Origin of the sequence: Mycobacterium sp. PO1, assembly GCF_017312405.1 — a bacterium.
GTDB lineage: Bacteria > Actinomycetota > Actinomycetes > Mycobacteriales > Mycobacteriaceae > Mycobacterium.
Genome location: NZ_BLTG01000010.1, coordinates 66641 through 86664, shown reverse-complemented (window position 1 = coordinate 86664; position 20024 = coordinate 66641). Strand labels below are relative to the sequence as shown.

At 68.9% G+C, this 20024-nt stretch carries 13 protein-coding genes; all 13 read left to right on the top strand.

Annotated features, from left to right (window positions below; genetic code table 11):
- The first annotated feature begins 2 nt into the window (after positions 1-2).
- The 13 genes from J3476_RS04370 (at position 3) to J3476_RS04310 (ending at position 19982) form a co-directional block, all read left to right on the top strand.
- A complete protein-coding gene (locus tag J3476_RS04370) occupies positions 3-1943 on the top strand; it encodes a glycosyltransferase (protein ID WP_207065305.1) in 1941 nt (646 codons plus the stop codon).
- On the top strand, positions 1936-2451 hold the full coding sequence (locus J3476_RS04365) for a phosphatase PAP2 family protein (RefSeq protein ID WP_207065304.1): 516 nt from the start codon (positions 1936-1938) through the stop codon (positions 2449-2451). The genes J3476_RS04370 and J3476_RS04365 overlap by 8 nt, the downstream gene beginning before the upstream one ends.
- Positions 2448-3383 carry a decaprenyl-phosphate phosphoribosyltransferase gene (locus tag J3476_RS04360; RefSeq protein WP_207065303.1) on the top strand — a complete coding sequence of 312 codons (936 nt, stop codon included), beginning with the start codon at positions 2448-2450 and terminating at the stop codon, positions 3381-3383. The genes J3476_RS04365 and J3476_RS04360 overlap by 4 nt, the downstream gene beginning before the upstream one ends.
- Positions 3361-5367: a flagellar motor control protein ZomB gene (gene zomB / locus J3476_RS04355; protein ID WP_286182595.1), complete on the top strand. Its 2007-nt coding sequence runs from the start codon at positions 3361-3363 to the stop codon at positions 5365-5367. Before J3476_RS04360 ends, zomB begins: the two co-directional genes overlap by 23 nt.
- A gap of 260 nt (positions 5368-5627) precedes the next feature.
- Positions 5628-6698, top strand: coding sequence for an alpha/beta hydrolase family protein (locus J3476_RS04350; RefSeq protein WP_207065302.1), 1071 nt, complete (start codon positions 5628-5630; stop codon positions 6696-6698).
- A gap of 143 nt (positions 6699-6841) precedes the next feature.
- Complete coding sequence (locus J3476_RS04345; RefSeq protein ID WP_207065328.1) at positions 6842-7747, top strand: alpha/beta hydrolase family protein; 906 nt, start codon at positions 6842-6844, stop codon at positions 7745-7747.
- Positions 7748-7800: 53 nt separating this feature from the next.
- The gene (locus J3476_RS04340; protein ID WP_207065301.1) at positions 7801-8271 is read left to right on the top strand and encodes a DUF732 domain-containing protein; all 471 of its coding nucleotides are present in this window, start codon (positions 7801-7803) and stop codon (positions 8269-8271) included.
- A 51-nt stretch (positions 8272-8322) separates the two neighbouring features.
- On the top strand, positions 8323-9333 hold the full coding sequence (locus J3476_RS04335; protein ID WP_207065300.1) for a cutinase family protein: 1011 nt from the start codon (positions 8323-8325) through the stop codon (positions 9331-9333).
- Positions 9334-9529: 196 nt separating this feature from the next.
- The gene (gene fadD32 / locus J3476_RS04330; RefSeq protein WP_207065299.1) at positions 9530-11419 is read left to right on the top strand and encodes a long-chain-fatty-acid--AMP ligase FadD32; all 1890 of its coding nucleotides are present in this window, start codon (positions 9530-9532) and stop codon (positions 11417-11419) included.
- Positions 11420-11485: 66 nt separating this feature from the next.
- Positions 11486-17011 (top strand): polyketide synthase Pks13, encoded by a 5526-nt coding sequence (gene pks13, locus J3476_RS04325; RefSeq protein ID WP_207065298.1) that lies wholly within the window; start codon positions 11486-11488, stop codon positions 17009-17011.
- Entirely contained in the window at positions 17008-18558 is a 1551-nt protein-coding gene (locus J3476_RS04320; protein ID WP_152519149.1) for an acyl-CoA carboxylase subunit beta, read from the top strand. The genes pks13 and J3476_RS04320 overlap by 4 nt, the downstream gene beginning before the upstream one ends.
- 15 nt (positions 18559-18573) lie before the next feature.
- The gene (locus J3476_RS04315; protein WP_286182593.1) at positions 18574-19590 is read left to right on the top strand and encodes a DUF4331 family protein; all 1017 of its coding nucleotides are present in this window, start codon (positions 18574-18576) and stop codon (positions 19588-19590) included.
- Positions 19590-19982, top strand: a complete 393-nt coding sequence (locus tag J3476_RS04310; RefSeq protein WP_286182592.1) for a hypothetical protein — start codon at positions 19590-19592, stop codon at positions 19980-19982. The genes J3476_RS04315 and J3476_RS04310 overlap by 1 nt, the downstream gene beginning before the upstream one ends.
- Positions 19983-20024: the final 42 nt, after the last annotated feature.

Sequence of the window (20024 nt, the reverse complement as noted above, 5' to 3'; positions counted from 1 at the left end):
CTATGAGTGACATCCCGTCCGGCGCGCTGGATGCCGGCGCCTCGCGGGCGGTCAGCCTGCTGGCCCGTGTCATCCTGCCGCGCCCAGGCGAGCCGCTCGACGTGCGCAAGCTCTACATCAACGAATCGGACACCAACGCCCGCCGCGCACACGCGCCGGCGCGCACCGAGCTGGAGATCGGGCCCGAGTCCGAGGTCTCGTTCGCCACGTATTTCAACGCCTTCCCGGCCAGCTACTGGCGGCGCTGGTCGACGCTGCAGTCGGTGGTGCTGCGCGTCGAGCTGACCGGCAGCGGCCGCGTCGACCTGTACCGCACCAAGGCCACCGGAGCCCGCATCACCGTCGGTGGCGCGGAGTTCTCGGGTGAACCGGTCGAGTTCGAGATCGGTCTCGACCCGTTCGAGGACGGCGGCTGGATCTGGTTCGACATCACCACCGACAGCGCCGTCACGCTGCAGCACGCCGGGTGGTACGCGCCGGTGCCCGCGCCCGGGCGCGCCGACGTGGCGGTCGGCATCCCGACCTTCAACCGGCCCGCCGACTGCGTCAACGCGCTGACCGCGTTGACTTCGGACCCCTTGGTGGACAAGGTGATCGGAGCGGTCATCGTGTCCGACCAGGGCACCAGCAAGGCCAAGGACCACCCCGGTTTCGACGCGGCCGCCGCCGCGCTGGGGAGCCGGCTGACGGTGCACAACCAGCCCAACCTGGGCGGCTCGGGCGGCTACAGCCGGGTCATGTACGAAGCGCTGAACAACACCGCGTGTGAACAGATCCTGTTCATGGATGACGACATCCGCATCGAACCGGATTCGGTGTTGCGCGCGTTGGCCATGAACCGGTTCGCCAAGTCGCCGACGCTGGTGGGCGGACAGATGCTCAACCTGCAGGAGCCGTCTCATCTGCATGTCATGGGCGAGGTCGTCGATCAGGCCAACTTCATGTGGACCAACGCACCCAATACCGAGTACGACCACGACTTCGCCAAGTACCCGCTGGTCGACGAGGACGACCGCAGCACGATGCTGCACCGTCGGGTCGACGTCGACTACAACGGCTGGTGGATGTGCATGATCCCGCGCCGGGTCGCCGAGGAGTTGGGTCAGCCGCTGCCGTTGTTCATCAAGTGGGACGACGCGGACTACGGGCTGCGCGCCGCCGAGCACGGGTACAGCACGGTCACCCTTCCGGGGGCGGCGATCTGGCACATGGCGTGGAGCGACAAGGACGACGCGATCGACTGGCAGGCGTACTTCCACCTGCGCAACCGCTTGGTCGTCTCGGCGCTGCACTGGGACGGCAAGGTCACCGGCCTGGTCGCCAGCCATCTGAAGGCGACGTTCAAACATCTGCTCTGCCTCGAGTATTCGACGGTGGCCATCCAGAACAGGGCGATGGACGACTTCCTCGCCGGGCCCGAGCACATCTTCTCGATCCTCGAGTCGGCGCTGCCCGACGTGCGTGCGATGCGCCAGCACTACCCCGACGCCGTGGTGCTGCCCGGCGCCACCGCTCTGCCGCCGCCGTCGGACCGGCGCCGGAAGAAGATCAAGATTCCGACCTCGTTGCCGGCCATCGGTTTTCGGCTGGCCCGCGGCGTCGCCCACCAGCTCACCCACCACGATCCCGCCCATCACCAGCGACCGGAACTCAACGTCGCCACCCAGGATGCGCGCTGGTTCGTACTGTGCAAGGTCGACGGCGTCACTGTGACGACTGCCGACGGTCGTGGTGTGGTCTACCGCCAGCGTGACCGCGCCAAGATGTTCGAACTGCTTCGTGCGTCCCTGAAACGCCAGGTTCGGTTGATCCGCAAGTACAACCGGATGCGCCGGGTGTACCGGGAGGCGTTGCCGATGATGACCAGCCAACAGAAGTGGGAGTCGGTGCTCAACGGGCACGCGGGTGCGCCCAAGGCGGCGGTGAGAGTCGGAGATGCCTGACCAGGCGCGTGGCGAGGACGCGGTGCTGGTCGCCGTGCAGCGCGGGCTGGCCGGCCGGCCCGGGGTGCTGGCCACCGCCCGCACGCTGTCCCATTTCGGTGAGCACAGTCTCGGCTGGCTCGCGCTCGCCGCGCTGGGGGCCGTGCTGCGGCCGACGCAGCGCCGCGACTACCTGGCCGCGGGTGTGGGCGCATTCACCGCCCACGCCTGTGCGGTGCTGATCAAGCGGGTGGTGCGCCGGGAACGTCCGCACCACCCGGCGATCGCGGTCAACGTGGGCACCCCGAGCCGGTTGAGCTTCCCGTCGGCGCACGCGACGTCGACGACCGCGGCCGCGGTACTGCTGGCGCGACCCACCGGGTGGCCGCTGCCGGCGCTGCTGGTGCCGCCGATGGCGTTGTCGCGGCTGGTGCTCGGAGTTCATTACCCCAGCGATGTGCTCGCCGGTGTGGCGGTCGGCGCCGCCGTCGGGGGTGCCGTCGCCAGGTTCGAAGGAGGGCGCCGGTGAGCGCATCCCAGGTCGGCCAGGAGACCGGTGCGGCGGCGGGACCGCCCAACAACCTGGTCTCGGGCATCGTCAAGGCCCTACGGCCCCGCCAGTGGGTCAAGAACGTGCTGGTCTTCGCCGCCCCGGTCGCCGCTCTCGGTGACGACCGCTACGTCTACGACTACCGCGAGGTGCTGGTCAAGGTGGCGCTGGCCTTCGTGGTCTTCAGCCTCGCCGCGTCGTGCGTGTATCTGGTCAACGACGCCCGTGACGTCGAAGCCGACCGGGCGCACCCCACCAAGCGGTTCCGCCCGATCGCCGCCGGCGTGGTTCCGGAGTGGCTGGCCTACACGCTGGCCGGCGTGCTGGGCGTGCTGTCCCTGGCGGTCTCGTGGCTGGTCACCCCCAACCTCGCCCTGGTGATGGCCGTCTACATCGCGATCCAGCTGGCCTACTGCTTCGGGCTCAAGCACCAGCCCGTGATCGACATCTGCATCGTGTCCTCGGGCTTCCTGATCCGCGCCATCGCCGGCGGTGTGGCCGCCGAAGTGCCGCTGTCGCAATGGTTCCTGCTGATGATGGCGTTCGGTTCACTGTTCATGGCCGCCGGCAAGCGGTACGCCGAGCTGCAGCTGGCCGAACGCACCGGAGCCAAGATCCGCAAGTCCCTGGAGAGCTACACCAGCTCCTATCTGCGCTTCGTGTGGACGTTGTCGGCCACCTCGCTGGTGCTGTGTTACGGGCTGTGGGCCTTCGAGCGTGACGCCACCGGCGGGGCCTCCTGGTTCGTCGTGTCGATGGTGCCGTTCACGATCGCGATCCTGCGCTACGCCGTCGACGTCGACGGCGGCATGGCCGGCGAGCCCGAGGAGATCGCGTTGAAGGACCGGGTGCTCCAGCTGTTGGCGCTGGCCTGGATCGGGACCATCGGTGCCGCCGTCTTCCTCAGCTGACCGGCACGACGGCCTGGCGGGGCGGCGCAAGCGCTGGCCCGCCTTCCCGTACCACGTCTGGACGAGGACCAGCCTGTGGGCGAGCGTGGCCGTGACTGCGGTGCTGTTCGGTGCGGGTGCCTGGCAGCGCCGCTGGATCGCCGACGACGGCCTGATCGTCCTGCGCACCACGCGAAACATGCTGGCCGGCAACGGTCCGGTGTTCAACGCCGGCGAGCGGGTGGAGGCCAACACCTCCACCGTGTGGTCGTACCTGATGTGGTTGGGCGGCTGGGTGGCCGGTCCGGCCCGGCTGGAGTACGTGGCGCTGACGCTGGCGCTGGTGTTCAGCGTCGCCGGCGTGGTGATGGTCATGCTCGGCACCGCCCGGCTTTATGCGCCCGGGCTGCAGGGGCGGGCGGCGGTGCTGCTGCCCGCCGGCGCCCTGGTCTACATCGCCGTGCCCCCGGCGCGGGACTTCGCCACCTCCGGACTGGAGAACGGTCTGGTGCTCGCCTACCTGGGGCTGCTGTGGTGGATGATGGTGTGCTGGTCGCAGGCTGCCCGCGGCGGGCCGCGTAGACCGACACCTGCTCGGGGCACCACACGGTGGTTCGACGGCGCGCTGGCGTTCGTGGCCGGGCTCAGCGTGCTGGTGCGCCCCGAGTTGGCGCTGATCGGCGGACTGGCTCTGGTGATGATGCTCATCGCGGCGCCCGACTGGCGGCGGCGGCTGCTCGTCGTCGTCGTCGGGGGACTGCTGCCGGTCGGCTACCAGATCTTCCGGATGGGCTACTACGGACTGCTCGTGCCCGGCACCGCGCTGGCCAAGGACGCCAGCGGGTCGAAATGGCACCAGGGTTTCGTGTACCTGGCCAACTTCAACCAGCCCTATCTGCTGTGGGCGCCGGCGATGCTCCTGGTCGGGCTCGCCTTGATGGTGCTGCTGCTGCGCGGGCGCCCCGGCAGGCCGAGCGCACCGGCCCGGGGCGAGTCCGGGCGGCTGGCGCGCCTGGTGCAGAGTCCGCCGGCGGTGGTCGCGTTCATCCTGATCAGCGGTGTGTTGCAGGCGGTGTACTGGATCCGGCAGGGCGGCGACTTCATGCATGGGCGGGTCCTGCTCACCCCGCTGTTCTGCCTGCTGGCGCCGGTCGCGGTCATCCCGCTGCTGGTGCCGGAAGCCTCGCGGATGGCCCGCGGCGCCGGGTACCTGTATGCCGGTGCCACCGGCGTGCTGTGGCTGGCGGTGGTCGGCTGGGCGCTGTGGGCGGCCAACTCGCCGGGAATGGGGCCGGACGCCACCCGGGTGACCGCCACCGGCATCGTCGACGAGAGGCGCTTCTACGCGCAGGCGACCGGGCACGCGCACCCGCTGACGGCGGCGGACTACCTGGACTACCCGCGCATGCGTGCGGTGCTGACCGCGATCCGGAACACACCCGACGGTGCACTGCTGCTGCCGGCGGGCAACTACGACACCTGGGACGTGGTGCCGGCGATCCCGCCTCCGCCGGACGCGCCCACCGGACCGGACGGGGACCGAAACGGCCCCCACACCGTGTTTTTCACGAATCTGGGCATGCTCGGGATGAACGTCGGGCTCGATGTGCGGGTGATCGATCAGATCGGCCTGGCCAATCCGCTGGCCGCGCACACCGCCCGCATCGAGGACGGCAGGATCGGCCACGACAAGAACCTCTTCCCGGACTGGGCGGTCGCCGAGGGGCCGTTCCTGAAGGAGGAGCCGTGGATCCCGCAGTACCTGGACGAGGACTGGATCCGGCAGGCTCAGGCGGCGCTGGCCTGCCCGGAAACCGAGTCGGTGCTCAACGCGGTCCGAGCGCCGATGAGCCCGCGCCGGTTCCTGTCGAACCTGGCCAATGCCGCGGAGTTCACCCGTTACCGCATCGACCGGGTGCCGCTGTACGAACTGGCCCGGTGCGGGCTGCCGCTGCCCGAGCCGGTGAACCCGCCCTACACCGGGCTGCCCGCCACCGGACCGTGAGCAGGCCTCTGGCGTGCGCGATTTGTTGGCGGAGAGGGTTTTCTGCTTTCGTAACGCTGACGCCATGTCGCTCGGATAAGGACATAGGACCGACCGGAACGGACACTGCGGAACGCAGCACGGTGACGTGATGCGGCCCCGCGGTGAGGAGAAGTCACCACAAAGGTGTGGTTGACTACACGGGCAACGAGGCCGGGCGCCTGGGCGACTCCAGGGCCCGCTAGCTGCTGCTTTACGAAAGATGGGAAAGACATACAACCATGAAGCTCGTTGGGAGGCTGCGCGGCGCAGCGAAGATGACGTGGCGTCGGGTCACGGTGGCGGCCCTGGCGGCCACGCTGCTGCCCGGCCTGATCGCCGCCGTCGGCGGCACGGCGACTGCGGGAGCGTTCTCCCGTCCCGGTCTGCCCGTGGAGTACCTGATGGTGCCGTCGGCAGGCATGGGTCGTGACATCAAGGTGCAGTTCCAGAGCGGCGGGCCCAACGCACCCGGCGTGTACCTGCTCGACGGTCTGCGTGCGCAGGACGACTTCAACGGCTGGGACATCAACACCGCCGCCTTCGAGTGGTACCTGGACTCGGGCATGGCCGTGATCATGCCGGTCGGCGGGCAGTCCAGCTTCTACAGCGACTGGTACAGCCCGGCCTGCGGCGACAACGGCTGCCAGACCTACAAGTGGGAGACGTTCATCTCCCAGGAGCTGCCGGCCTACCTGGCGGCCAACAAGGGTGTCGACCCGAACCGCAACGCGGCCGTGGGCCTGTCGATGGCCGGTTCGGCCGCGCTGACCATGGCGATCTACCACCCGCAGGTGTTCCAGTACGCCGGCTCGCTGTCGGGCTTCCTGAACCTGTCCGAGGGCTGGTGGCCGATGCTGGTCAACATCTCGATGGGTGACGCGGGTGGCTACGACGCCAACGACATGTGGGGCAAGACCGAGGACGCCAACAGCGCGTGGAAGCGCAACGACCCGATGGTCAACATCGACAAGCTGGTCGCCAACAACACCCGCATCTGGATCTTCTGCGGCAACGGCAAGCCGGCGGAACTCGATTCCGGGATGAGCTCGGGCAACCTGTTCAACGCGAAGTTCCTGGAGGGCTTCACGCTGCGCACCAACAAGACCTTCCAGGAGGAGTACATCGCCGCGGGTGGCAAGAACGGCGTGTTCAACTTCCCCTCCAACGGAACCCACCAGTGGGCCTACTGGGGTCAGCAGCTGCAGCAGATGAAGCCGGACATCGCCCGGGTGCTCGGCGCGGTGCCGCAGCCGTCGGCTCCGCCGGCTCCGGCCGAGGCCGCAGCTGAGCCGGCCGCCAACGGCGGCTGACGCCACGCGACAGCATTATTGACGGCGGTGATCCCCGGGTGGGGTCACCGCCGTCAGTCTTTTCGTCCTCGGCTGCCACCGGTGATGTGGTTCACTACCTTGCGATGTCGACGACGAACGAGGTGGGGCGGATGCGCGCGCTGATGCGGATGATCCTGGTGCGAATGACCCTGGCCGCCGCACTGGCGGTGACGCTGTGGGGCGCGGGGGCGACGCCGTCGCTGCCGGGCGCCCCGGCCGCCTCCGCGCAGGGCGTCGAGATGTTGATGGTGCCTTCGGCCGCGATGGGCCGCGACATCCCGGTGGCGTTCCAGGGCGGCGGCCCGCACGCCGTCGTGCTGCTCGACGCGTTCAACGCCGCCCCGGACGTGAGCAACTGGGTGACAGCCGGCAACGCCATGAACACGCTGTCGGGTCTGGGTATCTCGGTGGCCGCCCCGGCCGGCGGGGCGTGGAGCATGTACACCAACTGGGAGCAGGACGGCAGCAAGCAGTGGGAGACCTTCCTGGCCGACGAGCTGCCCGACTGGCTCGCCGCCAACAAGGGGCTGGCTCCGGGCGGGCACGGCATCGTCGGCGCCGCCCAGGGCGGCACCGGCGCGCTGACCATGGCGACGTTCCACCCCAACCGCTACCGCTTCGCCGGGACGCTGTCGGGCTTCCTGACCCCGTCGGCCACCACCATGAACGGCGCGATCACCGCAGGGCTCGCCCGCTTCGGCGGGGTGGACACCCGCAACATGTGGGGTTTGCCACAGCTGGGCCGGTGGAAGTGGCACGACCCAGACGTGCACGCTCAACTCCTGGCCAACAACAACACCCGGCTGTGGGTGTACAGCCCGGCCACGGTGACGTGCACCGACCCCGCCGCGATGATCGGCTACTGCGATCAGGCCCAGGGCAGCAATCGGACCTTCTACCAGCACTATCGCTCGATCGGCGGCAGCAACGCCCACTTCGACTTCCCGACGTCGGGCAATCACGACTGGGGTTCGTGGAGCGGCCAGTTGGCCGCCATGACGGGTGAGCTGGTCGCGACCATCCGGTAGTGGCACGGGCTCGGCGCACCGGTCGGGCGTGGGCCAGCCGGTACTTTGGAGGAGTGCAGAACGCGTCACGCAGATCAGGGATCGCCGGGTTGGCCGGCTTCTCGCTGCTGGTGGCGTCGTCGGCGGCGGGGTTGTCCGGCTGCTCGATGACCGATGACATGGTCATGGGGCTGGGCTCGCAGACCGAGGCCGCGCAGAGTGAATCCCCCGCGGCGGTGCCCGGTCCCGACGACCTCGGGGCCGAGGACCACACGCTGGTCGTGACCCCGGCTCAACGCCACTACCTCGACGCGCTGCACGGTGCGGGAGTGCAGCCCAGCAGTGACCTCGCCGCGTTGCGGATCGGGTCCTACGTGTGCCAGGCCCGCTTCGCCAAGCACACCGACCAGCAGGTGTGGGATTTCGTACTGCCTCTGGTGCGCAACGAGGTCGGCTCGTCGGCCACTGCGATGACGCCGTCGGCGGGAGAGGTCAACACGTTGACCGACGACTACATCCGCATCGCGACCGACCAGCTCTGCTGAGCTGTCGACCACATCCCAGCACCCGCGTAGGCGAGGAGAACGAAGAACGTCATGGCCAAGTCCAACCGGCGCAAACGCCACCGCCTTCTGGCGCTGTTCGCGGCAGGCGCGGTGAGCATGGTGGTCGTGCTGATCGTGGCGATCGTGGTCGTGGTGCTGCGCAGGCCCGACGCCCCGCCGACCGCGGTGCCGCCGAGCGCCCAGCCGCCCACCGCGGTGCCTCCGACGATCTCGAAGCCGCGGCCCGAATTCCAGGACGCGAGCTGCCCGGATGTACAGCTGATCTCGATACCGGGCACCTGGGAATCCTCGGTGCAACTGGACCCGTTCAACCCGGTGCAGTTCCCGGCCGCGCTGCTGCTCAACGTGACCAACCCGCTGCGCGCGCAGTTCGGCGCGGACCGCCTCGAGGTGTTCACCGTTCCCTACACCGCGCAGTTCCACAATCCGCTGTCCGCGGATGCGCAGATGTCGTACAACGACAGCCGCGCCGAGGGCACCCAGGCGGCGGTCCGGGCGATGACGGACATGAACAACCGGTGCCCGCTGACCAGTTACGTGCTGGTCGGGTTCTCCCAGGGCGCCGTCATCGCCGGGGACATCGCCAGTGACATCGGCAACGGCCGCGGGCCGGTGGACCAGGATCTGGTGCTCGGTGTGACGCTGATCGCCGACGGACGCCGCCAGGACGGGGTGGGGCAGGACGTCGGTCCCAACCCCGACGGCCAGGGTGCGGAGATCACGCTGCACGAGGTGCCGACCCTGTCGGCGCTGGGGCTGACGATGACCGGACCGCGCCCCGGCGGGTTCGGTGCGCTCAACGACCGGACCAACGAGATCTGCGCCCGCGGCGACCTGATCTGCGCGGCACCCGAGTCGGCGTTCAACATCACCGCGCTGCCGAAGACGTTGGAGGTGCTGTCGGGGGGCGCGGGTCAGCCGGTGCACGCGATGTACGCCACCCCGGACTTCTGGAACATCGACGGGATGCCGGCCACTCAGTGGACGCTGAACTGGGCGCAGAACCTGATCGCCGACGCCCCACAGCCCAAGCACGGGTGAGGTGTGCCACATCTTTTTGGCAACGTTTCGTGACGGTGCGGTGTCCAGATTTGGCGCAGCCCCGCAGGTCGCCTAGCATTACGTGAGATTAAGAAACATCTAAGAGCGACGGCTGGCGGTTCACGGGCGGGGAGCTGTCGGACCGGTACGATCTTCGGGGTTTGGGACAGCGCTCCCGCCTGATTGGAGTATTGAGATGGCCTTCCACAACCCGTTCATCAAAGACGGACTGATCAAGTTCCCGGACAACGGCAGCTTGGTCAAGCACGTCGAACGATGGGCCCGGGTTCGGGGCGACAAGCTCGCCTACCGGTTCATCGACTTCTCCACCGAGCGCGACGGCGTCGAGCGCGATCTGAACTGGGCCGACTTCGGCGCCCGCAACAAGGCCGTCGGGGCCCGCCTGCAGCAGGTCACCGAACCCGGAGACCGGGTCGCGATCCTGTGCCCGCAGAACCTCGAGTACCTCGTGGCCTTCTTCGGTGTGCTCTATTCCGGGCGCATCGCGGTACCGCTGTTCGATCCCAACGAACCCGGCCACGTCGGCCGTCTGCACGCCGTGCTCGACGACTGCGAGCCCTCAGCCATCCTGACCACGACGGCCGCGGCCGAGGGGGTGCGCAAGTTCTTCCGCACCCGGCCGGCCAACCAGCGACCGCGCGTCATCGCCGTCGACGCCGTGCCCAACGAGGTCGGCGCCACCTGGGAGCCGGTCGACGTCCAGCACGACACGATCGCGTACCTGCAGTACACCTCGGGGTCCACCCGGATCCCGACCGGTGTGCAGATCACCCACCTGAACCTGGCCACCAACGTGGTCCAGGTCATCGAGGCGCTCGACGGCCAGGAGGGCGACCGCGGCGTCTCGTGGTTGCCGTTCTTCCACGACATGGGGCTCATCACGGTGCTGCTGTCGCCGATGCTGGGCCACTACATCACGTTCATGACGCCCGCCGCGTTCGTGCGTCGCCCGGGCCGGTGGATCCGCGAGATGGCCCGCAAGGAGAGCGACACCGGCGGCACCATCTCCGTCGCGCCGAACTTCGCGTTCGACCACGCAGCCGTGCGGGGGGTGCCCAAGGACGGCGAGCCGCCGCTGGACATGTCCAACATCAAGTGCATCCTCAACGGCAGCGAGCCCATCTCGGCGGCCACCGTGAACCGGTTCAACGACGCGTTCGGCCCGTTCGGCTTCAAGCCGCAGGCCATCAAGCCGTCCTACGGGCTGGCCGAGGCCACGCTGTTCGTGTCGACCACCCCGATGAACGCCGAGCCCCGGATCATCCACGTGGACCGTGACGAGCTCAACCGGCACCGCTTCGTCGAGGTGCCCGCGGACTCACCGAAGGCGGTCGCGCAGGCCGGTGCCGGTCAGATCGGGGTCGCGGAATGGGCGGTCATCGTCGACAACGACAGCGCCACCGAATTGCCCGACGGCCAGATCGGCGAGGTCTGGATCAGCGGCCAGAACATGGGCACCGGCTACTGGGGCAAGCCCGAGGAGACCGTCGCCACGTTCCAGAACACGCTCAAGTCGCGCACCAACCCGTCCCACGCCGAGGGCGCCACCGACGACGCCACCTGGGTGCGCACCGGCGATCTGGGCGCCTACCACGACGGCGAGCTCTACATCACCGGCCGGACGAAGGACCTGGTGATCATCGACGGCCGCAACCACTATCCCCAGGACCTCGAGTACTCCGCCCAGGAGTCCACCAAGGCGCTGCGCACCGGGTTCGTCGCGGCGTTCTCGGTCCCGGCCAACCAGCTGCCCGACGAGGTGTTCGAGGACGCGCACGCCGGACTGAAGCGCGACCCCGACGACACCTCCGAGCAACTGGTGATCGTCGGTGAGCGCGCCCCGGGCGCGCACAAGCTCGAGATGGCCCCGATCGCCGACGACATCCGCGCGGCGATCGCGGTGCGCCACGGTGTGACGGTGCGCGACGTGCTGCTGACCCCGGCCGGAGCGATCCCCAGGACCTCCAGCGGCAAGATCGGTCGGCGCGCCTGCCGCTCGGCGTACCTGGACGGCAGCCTGCGCAGCGGCAAGGTGGCCAATGCCTTCCCGGACGAGACCGACTGACGTTTCCACTGAAGTGACTCCCCAATGCCGGCCCGCGGGGGCGGCCGGATCGATCGTGAGGTGACGATGACTGATCCACAAGACGATTCGGTGAACCCGGCGGCCCCGGTGGGCGGCCCGGACATGACGGTCGCCGAGATGCGTGCCTGGCTGCGCAACTGGGTCGGCAATGCCACCGGGCAGTCCCCGGATTCGGTGAACGAAACCGCGCCGCTGGTGGAACTCGGCTTGTCGTCGCGCGACGCCGTGGCGATGGCCAGTGACATCGAGGATCTCACCGGTGTGACGCTGACCGCGACGGTCGCCTTCCGCCACCCCACCATCGAGTCGCTGGCCACGGTGATCATCGAGGGTGAGCCCGAAGAGGACACCGCCGCGCTCGACGCCGAGGACTGGTCGCGTGACGGCGACGAGGACCGGCTGAACATCGCCATCGTCGGCGTCGGCACCCGCTTCCCCGGCGACATGAACACGCCGAGCCAGATGTGGCAGGCGCTGCTCGAAGGCCGCGACGCCATCACCGACCTGCCCGACGGGCGCTGGTCGGAATTCCTGTCCGAGCCACGCGTCGCCGAACGGGTGGCCAAGGCGCGCACCCGCGGCGGCTACCTGTCCGACATCAAGGGCTTCGATGCCGAGTTCTTCGCGCTGTCGAAGATGGAAGCCGACAACATCGACCCGCAGCAGCGGATGGCGCTCGAGCTGACCTGGGAGGCGTTGGAGCACGCCAGGATTCCCGCCTCCAGCCTGCGCGGGGAGAGCGTCGGGGTCTACGTCGGCAGCTCCACCAACGACTACAGCTTCCTCGGCGTCGCCGATCCGTCGACCGCCCATCCGTACGCCATCACCGGCACCGCGAGCTCGATCATCGCCAACCGGGTGTCGTACTTCTACGACTTCCGCGGACCCTCGATGGCCATCGACACCGCCTGCTCGTCGTCGTTGGTCGCCGTGCACGAAGGAGTGAAGGCGCTGCGCGCCGGGGACGCCGACGTGGTGCTGGCCGGTGGCGTGAACGCCCTGGTCACCCCGCTGGTGACGGTCGGATTCGACGAGGTGGGCGGCGTGCTGGCGCCCGACGGAAGGATCAAGTCGTTCTCGGCCGACGCCGACGGCTACGCCCGTTCCGAGGGCGGCGGCATGCTGGTGCTCAAGCGCCTGGCCGACGCGCGCCGCGACGGCGACCAGATTCTCGCCGTCATCGCCGGCGGCGCGGTCAACCACGACGGCCGGTCCAACGGCCTGCTGGCCCCCAACCCGGATGCGCAGGAAGCCGTGCTGCGCAAGGCCTACAAGGACGCCGGGATCGATCCGCGCACCGTCGACTACGTCGAGGCGCACGGCACCGGCACCATTCTCGGTGACCCCATCGAAGCCGACGCGCTGGGCCGGGTGATCGGCCGTGGCCGCGCCGCGGACAAGCCTGCGCTGCTGGGCGCCGTGAAATCCAATGTCGGACACCTGGAATCGGCTGCGGGTGCCGCCAGCTTGGCCAAGATGGCGCTCGCGCTGTACCACGACAAGATTCCGCCGTCGATCAACTACAGCGGCCCCAACCCCTACATCGACTTCGACCGCGAACACCTCAAGGTCGCCGACACGGTGACCGACTGGCCCCGTTACAGCGGGCACGCGATCAGCGGGGTCTCCGGATTCGGGTTCGGTGGCGCCAACGCGCACCTGGTGTTGCGTGAGGTGCTGCCCACCGACTTGGTGGAGCCGATGCCCGAGCCCGACGTCGCGGTCGTCACGCCGGCCAACGAGGACGCGAAGGCCGTCTACGTCGGCGGTGTGCGGATGGACGAGTTCGGCGAGTTCATATCAGATGATGATGACGATGACGCGCGGGGTGATGACGACTTCTACGGCCGCGTCGTCGAGGACGAGCCGGAGCTGCCCGGGCTGACCGACGAGGCGCTGCGGCTGCTGGAGGTCGCGCGCGAGGAGCTGGCCGCCGCGGAAGCCGAGAACCCGACGAAGCCAATTGTGCCACTGGCAGTTTCGGGCTTCCTGACCTCGCGTAAGCGCGCCACCGCGGCCGAGCTGGCCGACTGGCTGGACAGCCCGGAAGGTCGGGCGTCGTCGCTGGAATCGATCGGACGGTCGCTGTCGCGGCGCAACCACGGGCGCTCGCGCGCGGTGGTGCTGGCCCACGATCACGACGAGGCGATCAAGGGCATGCGCTCGCTGGCCGAGGGCAAGACCAACCCGATGGTGCTGGCCGCCGACGGGCCGGTCACCAACGGGCCGGTCTGGGTGCTGGCCGGTTTCGGCGCCCAGCACCGCAAGATGGCCAAGAGTCTTTACCTGCGCGACGACACCTTCGCCGAATGGATCAACAAGGTCGACTCCCTGGTGCAGGACGAGCGCGGACACTCGATCCTCGAACTGATCCTCGACGACGCGATCGACTACACCGACGAGACGACCGAGCTCCCGATCGAGAAGGTCCAGCTGGTCATCTTCGCGATCCAGATCGCCCTCGGTGAGGTACTCAAGGCGCACGGCGCGAAACCCGGTGCGCTGGTGGGCCAGTCGCTCGGCGAGGCCGCCGCGGCCTACTTCTCCGGTGGGCTGTCGCTGGAGGATGCCACGCGCGCCATCTGCTCGCGCTCGCACCTGATGGGCGAGGGCGAGGCCATGCTGTTCGGCGAGTACATCCGCCTGATGGCCCTGGTCGAGTACTCGCCCGAGGAGATCGAGACCGTGTTCTCCGACTTCGACGGTCTCGAGGTGTGCGTGTATGCCGCACCGACGCAGACCGTCATCGGCGGGCCGCCCGATCAGATCGACGCGATCATCGCCCGCGCGGAGTCCGAGGGGAAGTTCGCGCGGAAGTTCCAGACCAAGGGCGCCAGCCACACCTCGCAGATGGACCCGCTGCTCGGTGAGCTCGCCGCCGAACTGCAGGGCATCGAACCGCATCCGCTGCAGACGCCGTACTACTCCACCGTGCACGAGGGCAGCCTGATCCGTGCCGGGTCGGAGCCCATCCACGACGTGGACTACTGGAAGAAGGGCCTGCGCCACAGCGTCTACTTCACCCACGGCATCCGTAACGCCGTGGACAACGGTCACACCACGTTCTTGGAGCTGGCGCCGAACCCGGTGGCGTTGATGCAGGTCGGTCTCACCACCGCGACGGCCGGACTGCACGACGCACAGTTGATCCCGACGCTGGCGCGCAAGCAGGACGAGGTCGACTCGATGACGACCGCGATGGCGCACCTGTTCGTCCACGGCCACGATCTGGATTTCCGCACGCTGTTCCCGCTGCCGTCGGATCGCCCGCTGGACCCGGCGACCGACTACGCGGACATCCCGCCCACCCGCTTCAAGCGCAAGCCGCACTGGCTCGACGCGCAGTTCACCGGTGACAGCTCGACGGTCATGCCGGGTAATCACGTCGCCACCCCGGACGGGCGCCACGTGTGGGAGTACCTGCCGCGCGCCAACGCCGCCACCGACCTGTCGGCATTGGTGAAAGCCGCTGCCGCAGCGGTGCTTCCGGATGCCAAGCTCACCGCCTCGGAGCAGCGGGCGGTGCCCGGTGACGGGGCGCGCCTGGTCACGACGCTGACCCGGCACCCGGGCGGGGCCGGCGTGCAGGTGCACGCCCGCATCGACGAATCGTTCACCCTCGTCTACGACGCGATCGTGACCCGGGGTGGTCAGCAGACCGCGCTGCCCACCGCGGTCGGCGCCGGAACCGTCACCGAGGTCACCGCCGCGGCGACGATGCCGGAAGTCGAGCCCGAGGAAGAGGACGCGGCCATCCTCCAGGACCAGCTCGCCGCAGGTGCCGGTCTGGCCGCAGGCTTCGCGAAGTGGAGCCCGGATTCGGGCGAGACGATCGGCGACCGGCTGGGCCACATCGTCGGCGCCGCCATGGGATACGAGCCCGAGGACCTGCCCTGGGAGGTGCCGCTGATCGAGCTCGGCCTGGATTCGCTGATGGCAGTGCGCATCAAGAACCGCGTCGAGTACGACTTCGACCTGCCGCCGATCCAGCTGACCGCGGTGCGCGACGCCAACCTGTACGCGGTGGAGAAACTGATCGCCTACGCCGTCGAGCACCGTGACGAGGTGGGCGATCTCGCCGAGTCGCAGAAGGGCAAGACCGCCGAACAGATCGCCGCCGAACAGGCCGAGTTGATGGGCGGCGCGAGCACGGTCGCCGAGCTGGAGGCCAAGCTGGCCGAGGCCGGACACCCGATTGCGGCCCCGGAGGAGACCGAGCAGCCGGCGGCCGAGCAGATCGCCACCGACTCGGTGGAGGCGCAGGGCGCTCCGGACATCCCCGCTCCGGCGTCTGATGTCGCGGTCCCCGCTCCGCCGACCGACCCGTCGGGTCCTGCCGGTGGCCTGTCCATCCCGCCGCCCCCCACCGACCCGAGCGGTCCCAGCGCGTCGGGGCCCTCGCAGTCCACCATCGCGGCGGCGTCGAAGGCGCTGAGCCAGGAAGCGGTGGTCGAGGCGCTGGGCGCCGACGTGCCACCCCGCGACGCGGCCGAACGGGTCACGTTCGCGACGTGGGCCATCGTCACCGGCAAGTCGCCGGGCGGCATCTTCAACGAGCTGCCCGCCGTCGACGACGCCGTCGCGACGAAGATCGCCGAACGGCTCACCGAGCGGGTCGACGAGGGCACCATCAGCGCCGACGACGTGCGCGCGGCGACGACCATCGAGGAGCTGTCCACCACCGTCCGCGAGTACCTCGAGGGCGGCAAGATCGACGGGTTCGTACGGACCATCCGCGCCCCCAGGGAAGGCAGTTCGAGCATCCCGGTGTTCGTCTTCCACGCCGCCGGCGGGTCCACGGTCGTCTACGAGCCGCTGCTCAAACGCCTTCCGGCGGACACCCCGATGTACGGCATCGAGCGGGTGGAGGGCTCCATCGAGGAGCGCGCCGCCGAGTACGTGCCGAAGCTGCTGGAACTGAACGGCTGGGCGAGCGGAGCGACGGGAGAAGAGGCACGCCGCCCGTTCATCCTGGCCGGGTGGTCGCTGGGCGGGGTGCTGGCCTACGCCTGCGCGATCGGTCTGAAGCAGGCCGGCGCCGATGTGCGCTTCGTGGGCCTCATCGATGCGGTGCGCCCCGGTGAGGAGATCCCGCAGACCCAGGAGGAGACCCGCAAACGCTGGGACCGCTACGCGCGGTTCGCCGAGCGGACCTTCAACGTCGAGGTGCCCGAGATCCCCTACGAGGAACTCGAGAAGCTCGACGACGAGGGCCAGGTCAAATTCGTGCTCGACGTCGTCAGCCAGAGCGGGGTGCAGATCCCGGGCGGCATCATCGAGCATCAGCGCACGTCGTACCTGGATCAGCGGGCCATCGACACCGCCGAGATCAAGCCCTACGACGGGCACGTCACGCTCTACATGGCCGACCGGTACCACGACGACGCGATCTACTTCGAGCCCGCCTACGCGACCCGCGCACCCGACGGCGGGTGGGGCCAGTACGTCGCCGACCTCGAGGTCGTGCCGATCGGGGGCGAACACATCCAGGCGATCGACGAGCCGTACATTGCAAAGGTCGGCGCCCATATGAGCGAGGCGATCACTGCCATCGAGAGCGAGAGCACGTGACCAACAAGACCACTGCTGAACTCCTGTCCGAACTCCGCGAAAAGCTGGAGGAAGCCAAAGAGCCAGGTGGTGAGAAGGCGGTCGCCAAGCGCGCCAAGAAGGGCATCCCGTCGGCGCGGTCCCGCATCTACGACCTGCTCGACCCGGGCAGCTTCCTGGAGATCGGCGCGCTGGCCAAGACGCCCGGCGACCCGCAGGCGCTCTACGGCGACGGTGTGGTGACCGGGCACGGCACGATCAACGGCCGCCCGGTCGGCGTGTTCAGCCACGACCAGACGGTCTTCCAGGGCTCGGTCGGTGAGATGTTCGGCCGCAAGGTGGCCCGGCTGATGGAGTGGGTGGCGATGGTCGGCTGCCCGATCATCGGCATCAACGACTCCGCCGGTGCGCGCATCCAGGACCTGGTGACGTCGCTGGCGTGGTACGCCGAACTGGGCCGCCGCCACGAGCTGCTGCGCGGCCTGGTCCCGGAGATCTCGTTGATCTTCGGCAAGTGCGCCGGCGGTGCGGTGTACTCGCCGATCCAGACCGACCTGGTGGTCGCGGTGCGCGACCAGGGCTACATGTTCGTCACCGGACCCGACGTCATCAAGGACGTCACCGGTGAGGACGTCAGCCTCGACGAGCTCGGCGGCGCCGAAGCCCAGGCCCGGTACGGCAACATCCATCAGGTGGTGGAGTCCGAGGCGGCGGCCTACCAGTATGTCCGCGACTACCTGAGCTTCCTGCCCGCCAACACGTTCGACGACGCGCCGATCGTCAACCCCGGTCTGGAACCGGAGATCACGCCGCACGATCTGGAGCTGGACTCGATCGTGCCGGACTCCGACAACACCGCCTACGACATGCACGAGATCCTGCTGCGGATCTTCGACGACGGCGACGTGTTCGAGGTGGGCGAGCAGTCCGGCCCCGCGATCATCACCGCGTTCGCCCGGGTGGACGGCCGTCCCGTCGGCGTGATCGCCAACCAGCCGATGTATCTGTCGGGGGCGATCGACAACGAGGCCTCCGACAAGGCGGCCCGGTTCATCCGCTTCTGCGACTCGTTCAACACCCCGCTGGTGTTCGTCGTGGACACCCCCGGCTTCATGCCGGGTGTGCAGCAGGAGAAGGGCGGCATCATCAAGCGCGGCGGCCGCTTCCTGAACGCGGTGGTCGAGGCCGACGTACCGAAGGTGACGATCACCATCCGCAAGTCCTACGGCGGCGCGTACGCCGTGATGGGATCCAAGCAGCTCACCGCCGACTTCAACTTCGCGTGGCCGACGGCGCGGATCGCCGTCATCGGCGCCGAGGGCGCGGCACAGCTGGTGGTCAAGCGGTTCCCCGATCCCACCGCCCCCGAGGTGCAGAAGATCCGGGCCGACTTCATCGAGGGCTACAACGCGACGATGGCGGTGCCGTGGGTCGCGGCCGAGCGCGGCTTCATCGACGGCGTCATCGAGCCGCACCAGACCCGGCTGCTGCTGCGCAAGTCGCTGCGCCTGCTGCGTGACAAGCAGATCAGCCGCGTGCAGCGCAAGCACGGCCTCACTCCGATCTAGACGACCCTGGTGCGGTTGGATAGGACTGTGGCCAACGACAAGGCGAATCACATCACCGGGCTGAGCCTCGACGCGCCGCGCGGCGACGCGCGTCTGGACCTGCGGGACCTCTACGTCTTCCAGTCCCCCCACGACCCGGAGCGGACCGCGCTGATCCTGACCGCCAACCCCGACGGCGGTGCGCTGCATCCGGATGCGGTGTACCGGGTGGCCATCGACAACGACGGTGATCTGCGCAACGACATCGCGTTCAACTTCGTGTTCTCCGAGCAGGTCGCGGGGCGTGACGGACCGCGCCAGAAGGTGGATGTGTACCTGGCGCTCGGCTCCACCGCCCGGGTGTACGCAGCCGCCGGATCGCGGATCTTCGGTGACGTGGAGGTGTCCTTCGACGGCACCCCGCACGTCTGGCGGTCCGGCAGTTTCACGTTCTTCGCCGGCGTGCGCAGCGACCCGGCGTTCGTCGACCTCGACGGGCTGGTCAACGTCTTCGACCCGGCCGGACGTCGCGACGGGCGGGGACCGTGGACGGGTCAGGACTCGCGGGCCGCGGCCAACGTGATGGTGATGGCCGTCGAGATGCCCACCAGCTATCTGGGAGCGCACCCCGACGTGCGGGTATGGGGGCGGTGCAGCCTGCTGGAGGACGGCACGTGGGTGCATGTCGACCGGATCGGGCACCCGTTGATCAGCAGCTTCTTCAAGACCGGCGGACCGCCGTACGCATTCGCGGGCAGCGAGCCGAACCAGGACCGGGAGCACTGGATCGGTGCGCTGATCGAACTGATGGGCCACACCGGGGGATATGCGCACGACGAGGCCGCCGAGGCGATCAACGCCGAGGGCGCGCTGCCCGACGTGTTGACCTACAACCCGGCCAAGCCGGCGAAGTATCCGAACGGGCGCACCCTCTCCGACGACGTGATCACCGACCGGGTCGCGTTCCTGACCAACGACGACTGCCCGCCGTCGGGACTGACGCCGCACGACGACCTGCTGCTCGACTTCCCCTATCTGGGTACGCCGCACTGATGGCGCCGCAGCCGCCGTCGTCCCTGCTCGTCGAGGCGTACCGGGGCTGCGAAGGTCTGCCGCTGGTGGGTGGATTGTTCACCCGCGGCAGAGTCGAGGCCAAGGCCGTCCTGTCGCACGTCGTGGCCGCTGTGCTCGACGAACTGGATCTGACCGAGATCATCCGCGACAAGCTGCAGACCGAAGCGGTCGACGCCGTCATCGCCCGCATCGATCTGGTGGCGCTGGCCGATCAGGTCATCGACGGGGTGGATCTGCCGGCGATCATCCGTGCGTCTGTGACCTCCAAGACCGCCGTGACCGCGGACGTGATGACCGACGTACGAGCGCAGGACGGGTTCGTCGACCGGATGCGCGGGCGCCGGGAGCGGTTGCGTGGCCGACAGCGGTAGCGTCGGCGGCCGCGTGGTCTCGGTGCGCTCATGATCACCAGC